At 34.8% G+C, this 11,114-nt stretch carries 9 protein-coding genes; all 9 read left to right on the forward strand.

The window, feature by feature from the left end:
* Positions 1-299: 299 nt before the first annotated feature.
* The 9 genes from ACWA1F_RS14495 to ACWA1F_RS14535 all read left to right on the forward strand — a co-directional run bounded on the left by ACWA1F_RS14495 (position 300) and on the right by ACWA1F_RS14535 (position 11,105).
* Complete coding sequence (locus ACWA1F_RS14495) at positions 300-3,089, forward strand: TonB-dependent receptor domain-containing protein (RefSeq protein ID WP_456894520.1); 2,790 nt, start codon at positions 300-302, stop codon at positions 3,087-3,089.
* A 49-nt stretch (positions 3,090-3,138) separates the two neighbouring features.
* Entirely contained in the window at positions 3,139-4,608 is a 1,470-nt protein-coding gene (locus ACWA1F_RS14500; protein ID WP_456894522.1) for an SGNH/GDSL hydrolase family protein, read from the forward strand.
* A gap of 238 nt (positions 4,609-4,846) precedes the next feature.
* Complete coding sequence (gene atpD / locus ACWA1F_RS14505; RefSeq protein ID WP_091489608.1) at positions 4,847-6,358, forward strand: F0F1 ATP synthase subunit beta; 1,512 nt, start codon at positions 4,847-4,849, stop codon at positions 6,356-6,358.
* Between the two features lie 81 nt (positions 6,359-6,439).
* Positions 6,440-6,721 carry a FoF1 ATP synthase subunit delta/epsilon gene (locus ACWA1F_RS14510; protein WP_177211684.1) on the forward strand — a complete coding sequence of 94 codons (282 nt, stop codon included), beginning with the start codon at positions 6,440-6,442 and terminating at the stop codon, positions 6,719-6,721.
* Between the two features lie 190 nt (positions 6,722-6,911).
* The gene (locus ACWA1F_RS14515; RefSeq protein ID WP_456894525.1) at positions 6,912-7,595 is read left to right on the forward strand and encodes an NAD(P)H-binding protein; all 684 of its coding nucleotides are present in this window, start codon (positions 6,912-6,914) and stop codon (positions 7,593-7,595) included.
* A gap of 22 nt (positions 7,596-7,617) precedes the next feature.
* A complete protein-coding gene (locus ACWA1F_RS14520) occupies positions 7,618-8,754 on the forward strand; it encodes an aminotransferase class I/II-fold pyridoxal phosphate-dependent enzyme (RefSeq protein ID WP_456894527.1) in 1,137 nt (378 codons plus the stop codon).
* A 372-nt stretch (positions 8,755-9,126) separates the two neighbouring features.
* Entirely contained in the window at positions 9,127-9,990 is an 864-nt protein-coding gene (locus ACWA1F_RS14525) for a TraB/GumN family protein (protein WP_456894529.1), read from the forward strand.
* 7 nt (positions 9,991-9,997) lie between these two features.
* Positions 9,998-10,501 (forward strand): RNA polymerase sigma factor, encoded by a 504-nt coding sequence (locus tag ACWA1F_RS14530; RefSeq protein ID WP_456894531.1) that lies wholly within the window; start codon positions 9,998-10,000, stop codon positions 10,499-10,501.
* Positions 10,491-11,105, forward strand: coding sequence for a hypothetical protein (locus ACWA1F_RS14535; protein ID WP_456894533.1), 615 nt, complete (start codon positions 10,491-10,493; stop codon positions 11,103-11,105). Before ACWA1F_RS14530 ends, ACWA1F_RS14535 begins: the two co-directional genes overlap by 11 nt.
* Positions 11,106-11,114 lie beyond the last annotated feature (9 nt).

Here is an 11,114-nt window from a genome sequence, read left to right on the forward strand (position 1 = left end):
GAAATACAAATATGTTAAAAAAGCGAGATTTTCATCTCGCTTTTTTTTATTGTCAATAATTTTTTTGAAGGGATGTATTTTTATGAAATTTTCAGTTTTTTAGTGAAAATTTATATGTATGCATAGTATATTGGTTTTTCTTCTTGATTTCTTTGTTTTTATTCTAATAAATTCAATTACAAAATAGTTAAAATATTGTAAAAAATCATGATAAATATGAATTTTATTTAACGTTTTTTTATACATATTAAAATATTTGCTTATTTTGGCTACATATACTAATCCAAAAACTAACCCTAATGAGAATCTATTTGCTAATTATGTTGTTATTCAGCGGAGTAACTTTTGCGCAGAATACAATTACAGGTTCGGTTACAGACAGTAACAAACAATCTATTCCAGGTGCTAATGTTGTCGTGGTCGGAGAAAATAGTGGAGCTTCTACTGATTTCGACGGATCGTTTAAATTGACTACTAATTCTAAAGTGCCTTTCTCTGTAAAGGTTTCTGCAGTAGGATTTGAGTCTAAAACGATAAACGTAACAGCTGCCAATCAAAAATTAAATGTTGTTTTAAAAGATGAAGAAACTAAATTGGATGAGATTGTAGTTTCTGCATCAAGAACGCCTGAAAGGGTAATTGAATCTCCTGTTACAATTGAGAGAATGGGAATTCAGGAGATAAAAAATACTACGGCGGCCACTTTTTATGATGGTTTGGAAAATTTAAAAGAAGTAAATTTCAATACGAGCAGTATTTCTTTTAAATCAGTAAACACTCGTGGTTTTGCTACTGTTGCCAATACTCGTTTTATGCAGCTGGTTGATGGTATGGATAACTCTTCTCCTGCTTTGAACTTTGTATTGGGTAACTTAATTGGGGTTTCAGACATAGACGTTGCAAGTGTTGAGCTTTTGCCAGGTGCTTCTTCTGCGCTTTATGGAGCAAACGCTTTTAACGGAATTATGTTTATGACTAGTAAAAGTCCGTTTACAAATGAAGGAATAACGGCTTACTATAAATATGGTCAAACGAGTCAGGATGCTGCAGGAACAAATGATTACAATGATTTTGGAATTAGAGCTGCAAAAGCATTTACAAAACATTTTGCAATGAAAGCTAATTTTACTTACATGGAAGCAAGTGAGTGGATTGCAAACGATACAAGAAGTATGACTGGTGGTTCTGTTGGTCATGCTATGAATCAGAATTATGACGGATTAAATATTTATGGTGACGAGGTTACTACTTTTATTCCAAACGTGGGTCAGGTTAGTAGAACGGGTTACCGTGAGCAAGACTTAACGGATAATAAAGTGCAAAGTATGAAGGCTGATTTCAGCGCGCACATTAAACCTTGGGCAGACGATACAGAATTTATACTGCAATATAAAATTGGTACAGGAAGTACTATTTATCAAGGAGCAAACCGATATGCATTAAAAGATTTCTTAATGCAGCAAGGTAAATTTGAAGTTAAGGGTAAAAACTTTTTTGGTAGAATATATTTTACAAGTGAAGATGCAGGAAACTCTTATGACATGAGATTTGCTGCATGGAACGTAAACAGGGCTGCGAAATCAGACCAAGAATGGTTTACAAACTATGCAACTGCTTATCAGTATGCGGGTGCGGTTATGGGAACAGATGCAAATCAATCTGCTGCGATCGCTAGAAATTTTGCCGATTATAATGTTTTGCCGGCGCAAATTTCATTTCTTCCAAAACCAACTGGTTCTGCAAGATTTGAGCCAGGAAGTGCACAGTTTGATCAGGCTTTGAAAACAGTTGTGGCAAATCCAGATTTAACTCAAGGGGCAAAATTTATTGACCATTCAAAATTATACCATTCAGATGTAAATTATAATTTTAGAGATATCATCAAATGGGCGGAAGTTCAGGTTGGAGGTTCTTGGAGAAAGTATGTAATGGATTCTGAAGGAACGATTTTTACAGATTATGACGGTCCAATTGAATATAAAGAATATGGTGCTTATGCGCAGCTTCAGAAAAAATTCTTAGAAGACAGATTGAAATTTACAGGGTCTTTACGTTACGATAAAAGCCAGAACTTTGATGGTAATGTTTCTCCAAGAGTATCTTTTGTTTATTCAGCGGGTGCAAGCAAAAACCATAACTTCAGATTGTCTTATCAGACAGGTTTCCGTAATCCAACTACACAAGATCAGTATATTGGTTTAGATTTAGGACCGTTTGCTTTAATTGGTTCTGCGCCAGAAAATTTAGATCGTTTTCAGGAAACTGTAAATGTGAGTGCGGCGGGACAAGCAGCGGGTCAGCCTGCGACAATTGGAATGTCAGGACAAAATGCATATCGTAATGCGTATACAGTGGCTTCTGTTCAGGCGTTTGCAGCTTCTGCAAATCCAGGAGATCTTCAAGTTGCTGATATTGGATTGGTAAAACCAGAGCAAGTTCAGGCTTTTGAAGTTGGATATCGTACAGTAGTTCAAAACGATTTGTCTGTAGATTTAAATGCTTATTATAACATCTACAATGATTTCATGAATACAGCAAGAGTTATTTCTCCATACTATGGAACAGTAGGTACAGATCCGACAAACCCAGCGGTACAGCAAACGTATCAGGCACTTGCTTTTGGAGACAGAAGAGTGTATCAGGTATATACTAATACGACGGCTCAGATTTCTTCTTTTGGTTTTGGAGCAGGTTTAAATAAAAAAGTATACAAAGATTTTGAAGTAGGAGTTAATTATAACTATTCTCAATTTAATTTTGATCAGTCAGAAGATCCAGATTTCGTAGCTGGATTTAATACGCCAAAACATAGAATTAAAGCTTCTTTTGGAAATGCAAAAGTGACTAAAAACTTAGGCTTTAATGTGAATGTAAGATGGAATTCTGAGTATTTATGGGAGTCTTCTTTTGGGGATGGTATGATTCCAGAAAACACAGTGCTAGATGCTCAGGTAAATTATGCACTTCCAAAATGGAAATCAGTTATTAAAGTAGGAGCAACAAATCTTTTTGGATCAGATTATCTTCAAGTAATTGGAGCAGGAGCAATTGGTCAGATGTGGTTTGCTTCATGGACAATTAATCCGTAAGTGATTGCTAGGTTGTAATGAAAGAGATAATAATTTAAAAAGTACTACAATGAAAAAAAATATAAAATGGCTGTTTTTGGTTTCGTTAACCGTCTTGGCAGCATGTAATAATGATGATAATGATGCACCAGCAGAAGTTCCTGTAACTCCAGGTTCTGCAGTTTTTACCAAATATATTGCGCTTGGGGATTCTTTTGCCGCAGGATATAGTGATAATGCATTGTTTAAAAAAGGACAGGAGAATTCTTACGTGAATATTTTGTCACAGCAATTTGTTGAAGCTGGCGGAGGTGCTTTTGCTCAGCCGTTAATGAACGACAATATTGGCGGATTGCTTTTGGGAGGAAATGTTGTTGCGGGAACAAGATTGTATTTTAATGGTCAAGCTCCGGTGAACGTTTCTGGTAAGCCAACTACAGAAATTACAAATCACTTAACAGGAACATTTAATAATATGGGAGTTCCAGGAGCAAAATCATATCATTTGATTGCTCCGGGTTATGGAAATGTTGCTGGGGTAGCTACAGGAGCAGCGAATCCTTATTTTGCTAGATTTTCAAGTTCGGCTACTGCTACAGTTTTAGGAGATGCTGTGACTCAGGCTCCAACTTTCTTTTCTCTTTTTATTGGAGGAAATGATGTGCTAGCTTATGCAACTTCTGGCGGAATCGGTAAAGATCAGACAGGAAATATGAATCCAGCAACTTATGGCAGTAATGATATTACAGATCCAACAGTGTTTAAGAATATCTATTCTAATTTGGTGACGACTTTAACCGCAAATGGAGCAAAAGGAGTAGTAGCAAATCTTCCTTATATTACGACTCTTCCTTATTTTACAACAGTTCCTTACAATCCTGCACCGCTTTCTGCAGCTTTAGCAACGCAATTAAATGCGGGTTATGCTGTATATAATGCTGGTCTGCAACAATTGGTAGCGGCTAAAATGCTTTCTGCAGAAGAGGCTACAAGAAGAACAATTACATTTAAAGCAGGAAATAATGCAGTAGTAATTGTGGATAGCTATTTGACAAATCTTTCAGCAGCGGGACTTCCGTCTTACAGACAAGCAACAAAAGAAGACTTAGTAGTATTGTCGGCAAGAACTTTTATAGGAACAACAGTTGGAGGTGATGCAACAAAAGTAAATGGACTTTCTGTTCCGTTAGCAGACAACTGGGTTTTGACAAAAGACGAAGTTGCGGAGGTTAAAAAAGCGACAGATGCTTATAATGTTGCAATAAAAGCTATTGCAGATGAAAAAGGTTTGGCATTTGTTAACACAGTAACAACAATGACACAGTTATCTAGTGGCGGTGTGAAATTTGGAAATTTTGTAATGTCTTCTACTTATGTAACGGGTGGTGCTTTTTCTTTAGATGGAGTTCATCCAAGTGCAAGAGGATATGGATTAATTGCGAATATTTTTATCGATGCAATAAACGAAAAGTATGGTTCTACACTTCGCCATGTAGATTTAGCAAAATATCCAATTCAATATCCAGCTACGCTTCCGTAAGCAGATAATGTTTGAAATACTTAAAAAACCGCTCATTTTTACCAATGCAGCGGTTTTTTCTTTTAATAAAAAAAATGCCGTTTTTGTTGTTTTTTGGTCAAGTTTTATGAATCAAACAAAATGATGCTATTTTTTATGAAAAAAAAATTGATTTTATATTTTAAAAAATTATCTTTGCGCTCTGAAAAAAGAGGTATTTTCGATAAACCTAAATAGCTATTTAATAAATACATAAGTAATGTCAAAAGTAATAGGAAAAGTTGCTCAAATCATTGGACCAGTAGTAGACGTAGTTTTCAACGGTAAAGATGTTGAACTTCCAAAAATTTATGATTCACTAGAAGTCACTAAAAAAGACGGAACTATTTTAGTTCTTGAAGTACAATCTCACATTGGAGAAAACACTGTTCGTACAATCTCTATGGACTCTACAGACGGTTTGTCAAGAGGATATGAAGTAGTTGGAACTGGTAATCCAATCCAAATGCCAATCGGTCCAGACGTATATGGACGTTTATTTAATGTTGTTGGAGATGCCATTGATGGTTTAGGTGATTTGCCTAAAACTGGAGAAAACGGTTTGCCTATTCACAGACAAGCTCCTAAATTTGAAGATTTATCAACTTCATCTGAAGTTTTATTTACAGGTATCAAAGTAATTGATTTGATCGAGCCTTACGCAAAAGGAGGTAAAATTGGATTGTTTGGTGGTGCAGGTGTTGGTAAAACAGTATTGATTCAGGAGTTGATCAACAATATCGCAAAAGGTCACGGTGGACTTTCAGTATTCGCTGGAGTAGGTGAAAGAACACGTGAAGGAAATGACTTGCTTCGTGAGATGTTAGAGTCAGGAATTATTAAATACGGTGATGATTTCATGCACTCTATGGAAAATGGAGGATGGGATTTATCTAAAGTAGATATGCCAGGAATGAGAGAGTCTAAAGCTACTTTCGTTTTCGGACAAATGAATGAGCCACCTGGAGCTCGTGCTCGTGTAGCACTTTCAGGATTATCTATCGCTGAATATTTCCGTGATGGAGCTGGATCAGACCAAGGAAAAGATGTATTATTCTTCGTTGATAACATCTTCCGTTTTACACAAGCAGGTTCTGAGGTATCAGCACTTTTAGGACGTATGCCTTCTGCAGTAGGTTACCAGCCAACTCTAGCAACAGAGATGGGTGCTATGCAAGAGCGTATTACATCTACAAACAAAGGATCTATTACATCTGTACAGGCGGTTTACGTTCCTGCGGATGACTTAACTGACCCGGCGCCGGCAACAACTTTCGCGCACTTAGATGCAACAACAGTATTGTCTCGTAAAATTGCTGAGTTAGGTATCTATCCTGCAGTTGACCCGTTAGATTCTACTTCAAGAATCTTAACTCCACACATCTTAGGTGATGAGCACTACAACTGTGCACAAAGAGTTAAAGAGATTCTTCAAAAATACAAACAATTACAAGATATCATCGCTATCTTAGGTATGGAAGAGTTATCTGAAGAAGATAAACTTGCAGTATCTAGAGCACGTCGTGTACAACGTTTCTTGTCTCAGCCATTCCACGTAGCAGAGCAATTTACAGGTATTCCAGGTGTATTAGTTGATATTAAAGATACTATCAAAGGATTTAACATGATCATCGACGGTGAGTTAGATCACCTTCCAGAAGCTGCTTTCAACTTGAAAGGTTCTATTCAAGATGCAATCGAAGCTGGAGAGAAAATGTTGGCAGAAGCTTAATATAATTATGAATTATGAGTTATAAATTATGAGTTTCTACTCACTTATAACTCATAACTTATAACTCATAACTCAAAAAAAATGATTTTAGAAATAGTATCACCAGAGGCAAAATTATTTTCAGGAGAAGTTACTTCGGTTACTTTGCCAGGAGTTAATGGAAGCTTTCAGATTTTAAATCATCACGCCCCAATTGTTTCTATCTTAGAAGAAGGAACAATTAAAATTGCAGCTCCAAGCTTCAGTTTTTCTAAAGAGGCAGCTGATAAATTTACGAGAGTTAATGATCAAACTTATACTTTAGAGATTAAGTCAGGAACAATCGAAATGAAAAACAATAAGATAATTGTTTTAGTTGACTAAGACGATTTCAAAATAAGCAGAAAAGCCAGACACTATTGTCTGGCTTTTTTTATTTTATTACTTTTGAATTATTAGAATCTCTTTATAAAATATTTGATCAAATGTAAAAGCTCAGTAAGCTTTTGCGCTTTTGCTTCATCTTGAATGACGAAGCATAATTTACTTATGTCAAATTTTATAAAGAAAAGATATGAAAAATATATCAAAAGTTGCCGTTTTGGGCGGTGGCGGAAGAACTGGAAAATACCTTGTAAACCAGTTATTAGAAAACGGATTTAGTGTAAAACTTCTTCTAAGAAATCCGAATAATTTTACCATTCAGAGTTCAAAAATAGAAATCATTAAAGGCGATGCCATTGATGAAGAATCGATAAATGTGTTGCTGAAAGATTGTCAAGCAGTGTTAAGCACTATTGGTCAACGACCGGGAGAGCCAATGGTGGCGAGTCAGGCAACAAAGAACATTTTGAAAGCTATGAAGAATTATGATATTCAGAGATATGTTTTACTGGCCGGACTCAATATTGATACCCCTTTCGATAAAAAAAGTCCAAAAACGATTATGGCAACCGACTGGATGAAAACGAATTTTCCAGAAATTCAAAAAGACAGACAGTTTACTTATGATCTTTTGATAAATAGCGACGTCGATTGGACACAAGTTCGTGTTCCATTAATTATTTTTTCTGATGAAAGTTCTGAAATCTCGGTAAACCTTGAAGACTGTTTAGGAGATAAAATTACAGCATTGGATATTTCGAAATTTATGGTAAAGGAAATGTTGAAGTCTAATTACAGTAGACAATCACCTTTTATTAGTGCTATTTTAGAAAAACAGCGGGTTGACTACAATCCGCTGTTTATTTTATTCTGAATGAATTGCCTAACTTTGTTTTATGGAACTGCCAGAAAATCTTAATCGGAAATTAGAAAGTTGCAAACAGGATAATCTGTTTAGGAAGTTGCCTGTGTTTAATAATCTGATTGATTTTTCTTCTAATGATTACATCGGGTTCTCTAAATCGGAAACTTTATTCAAACATACTCATGCTTATTTATTGGAAAATGAGATTTTTCAAAATGGGGCTACAGGTTCTAGATTGCTTACAGGAAATCATTCTCTTTATCAAATTGCAGAAAGTTATATAGCTGAATTTCATGAGGGAGAAGCGGCTTTAATTTTCAATTCGGGATACAATGCCAATTTAGGTTTTTTTAGTGCTGTACCGCAAGAAAATGATGTTGTTTTGTATGATGAACTATGTCATGCTTCCATAAAAGATGGAATTGCGATGTCGCGAGCAAGATCGCATCATTTTATTCACAACGATATTGAAGATTTAGAAAAGCATATCCTTAAATTTCATGATGCCACAATTTACATTGTAACAGAAACTGTTTTTTCTATGGATGGCGATTGTCCGAATTTTGAAGAACTCATACAGCTTTCGGAAAAGTACAATTGTTATCTCGTTGTCGATGAAGCTCAAGCTTTGGGTGTTTTTGGAGAAAAAGGAGAGGGACTGACTCAATATCTGCAATTGCATAATAAAATTTTTGCCCGAATCGTAAGTTTTGGAAAAGGCTTAGGATGCCAAGGTGCCGCAATTTTAGGAAGTATTAGTCTTAAAGATTATCTAATCAATTTTGCGAGAAGCTTTATTTATACTACTGCTTTATCTCCTCATGCGGTTGCCACAATTTTTACAGCTTATCAGCAATTGGAAATAGAAAAAGAAGCTATTGAAAAGCTTCGTCAAAATATTGTGTTTTTTAATCAGCAGAAAAATTTGCTGGGATTAAAACCAATGTTTGTTCACAGTAAATCACCCATACATTCTGCTATTGTTCCAGGAAATGAGAATGTGAAAAAGCTGACACAGCAACTTCACGACAAGGGTTTTGATATCCAGGCTGTACTTTCTCCAATAGTTCCAGAGGGTCAGGAGCGTCTTCGCTTTTGCATTCACAGTTACAATTCTCAAGAAGAAATTAATGAGGTTTTGGAATTGGTTAGAGATTTTGTTTTTTAATACTTCTATTGTTAGCTAGATTGAAGTTAAAGTATTGTCAGGCTGAGCGAAGTCGAAGCCACATTCCAATTGGCACGCCCTTCGACTTCGCTCAGGGTGACAAATATTGCGGGAAAGTATTTTGATTTTTTCGGTGTAAGTTATCGTATCAGTTGGATCGAAATTAAATGATTGTCAGTCTGAGTGAAGCTTACATTCCACTTAAATTCCCTAATACTTCGTGCAGGATAGCATCCATAGTTTAAAATCTGTGCCTTTAATCAGTTTCTATAAAAACTTTCATTTTTTTTTTGTAACGTTTTGATGATTTAATTACTTACCATTCGAAATCAAAGAAATAGTTTCGAACATAAATTTTAAGCAACCATCAAAATGAAAAACGCATTCAAATTATTAGTTTTAATATTTGCCCTTATTTCTAGTGGAACAATTAAGGCTCAGGCCAAAAGTTCAAAATTGGAAAATTCGCTCCTATGGGAAGTGTCAGGTAAGGGAATCCAAAAGCCATCTTATTTATATGGAACAATTCATATGATCTGTTCTAAAGATTATTTTTTATCTGAAAAAACGAAAGTTGCTTTTGATAAATCGGATAAATTATTTCTTGAAATAAATTTTACAGATCCAAATGAAATGAGCCAGATGCAGCAATTAGCAATGGGAAAAGAGCCATTAAGTAAAAAATTAACGCCTGAACAATTGGTAAAATTAGACTCAATTCTGAGAAAAAGTGCTGGAATGACAGTTCAGCAAGTGGATAGTTTTAGTTTGATTACCGTTTTAAGTTTAATTTCCATGAAAAGTTTTGGATGCACCGATCTTAAATTCTATGAAATGGAATTCTCTGATCTTGCCAAAAAAAGAAATATACCGATAAGCGGGCTGGAGAAAGTAAAATCGCAATTTGAAATTCTTGAAAATGCTTATCCAAATGACGAAATGCTACAGCTATTAGAAGAATCGACTTCAGAGGAAACAACAGAACTTTTGAAGCAATATAAGAATGAGGATATAGAAGCTCTGTATGCAGCAACAACAGATGTAAGATTTACGAGCGAGAGAACGAAAAAGCAGATTTTGGATAACCGAAACCTCAATTGGGTACAGCAAATGCCTGACTTAATGAAGCAAAACAGTGTTTTCTTTGCTGTTGGGGCCGGACATTTAGGAGGTGATTATGGAGTTATAAATTTATTACGAAAAGAAGGATACACGGTAAAACCAGTAATGAACTAAATCTGTTTTGAAAGAGAAAGAGCAAGAATTTTTAAATCGGATAGAAATTCATAAAGGAATTTTGTATAAAGTTTCTAAGATGTATATGGATACTTTTGATGATCAGCAAGATTTGTTTCAGGAAATTGTCTGCCAGCTCTGGAAATCGTACGATTCTTTTCGGAATGAAAGTCAGTTTTCGACTTGGATGTATAGAGTTGCCGTTAATACTGCAATTGTATTTCTAAAAAAAGAAAAACGAAAAGTCGATAAATATGAAATTCTATCAGAGAATATCAACGAAGAAGAAAGTGATTCCCCAATCAAAGAAAGTCAGTTAGATCATTTTTATAAAGCAGTTCAGAAATTGGAAAAAATAGACAAAGCTATAATTTTCTATCAGCTTGAAGGTTTTTCACATAAAGAAATAGGGGAGAATCTCGGAATATCTGAAGGAAATGCCAGAGTGAAATTAAACCGAGCAAAAGAAAAATTAAAAGAAATTATTAAAAATCAGGGATATGGATTTTAACGATATACAAAATGCATGGAATAACGAAAAGCCTGAAAATGTTATTCTGCCTAAAAATTTAGAGAAGATTCAGTCGGCAAATACGCCGTTGGATAAAATAAAACAAAATCTTAGAAAGGAATTTATTTATCAGATTATATCCATTTTATTTGTCGGAACAGTTCCAATTATATGCCACTTTCCAGTAAAAATGACTGCAACTTTTTATTTGCTATATAGTCTTTTTGTTGCCGTTTGTATTTACTATCTGGTAAAATTATATCTGTTTTATAAACGGATCAATTCCATTACGCTAAAAACGAAAGACAGTCTTTATGAAACTTATTTTGATATCAGGCTTAATATGGAACTTTATAAAACCTTTGGTTTTGCTTTGACTCCATTTTTAATATTGTATTTAGTCGGGCTTTTCTATTACGAGTTTTCTAAAATTCCTGGATTTGAAACTCATGAATTTACGAGTTATCATTTGCTTATATTTTTTTCAATTGTAGTTTTTACTATGCTTTTTATGGGAATTAGCTTGGAATGGTGGGTTCATAAATTTTATGGAAAATACGCTCGAGAAATTAGAAAAGTAATTGATGAACTGAAAGAAGAATAAAAACAAGAA

The organism is Flavobacterium erigeronis, assembly GCF_054075165.1.

What these genes read in the sequence shown, in the direction of transcription:
- ACWA1F_RS14495 (WP_456894520.1), top strand. Translation starts at nt 300, where the DNA reads ATGAGAATCTATTTGCTAATTATGTTGTTATTCAGCGGAGTAACTTTT.
- atpD (WP_091489608.1), top strand. Translation starts at nt 4,847, where the DNA reads ATGTCAAAAGTAATAGGAAAAGTTGCTCAAATCATTGGACCAGTAGTA.
- ACWA1F_RS14525 (WP_456894529.1), top strand. Translation starts at nt 9,127, where the DNA reads ATGAAAAACGCATTCAAATTATTAGTTTTAATATTTGCCCTTATTTCT.
- ACWA1F_RS14510 (WP_177211684.1), top strand. Translation starts at nt 6,440, where the DNA reads ATGATTTTAGAAATAGTATCACCAGAGGCAAAATTATTTTCAGGAGAA.
- ACWA1F_RS14500 (WP_456894522.1), top strand. Translation starts at nt 3,139, where the DNA reads ATGAAAAAAAATATAAAATGGCTGTTTTTGGTTTCGTTAACCGTCTTG.
- ACWA1F_RS14535 (WP_456894533.1), top strand. Translation starts at nt 10,491, where the DNA reads ATGGATTTTAACGATATACAAAATGCATGGAATAACGAAAAGCCTGAA.
- ACWA1F_RS14515 (WP_456894525.1), top strand. Translation starts at nt 6,912, where the DNA reads ATGAAAAATATATCAAAAGTTGCCGTTTTGGGCGGTGGCGGAAGAACT.
- ACWA1F_RS14520 (WP_456894527.1), top strand. Translation starts at nt 7,618, where the DNA reads ATGGAACTGCCAGAAAATCTTAATCGGAAATTAGAAAGTTGCAAACAG.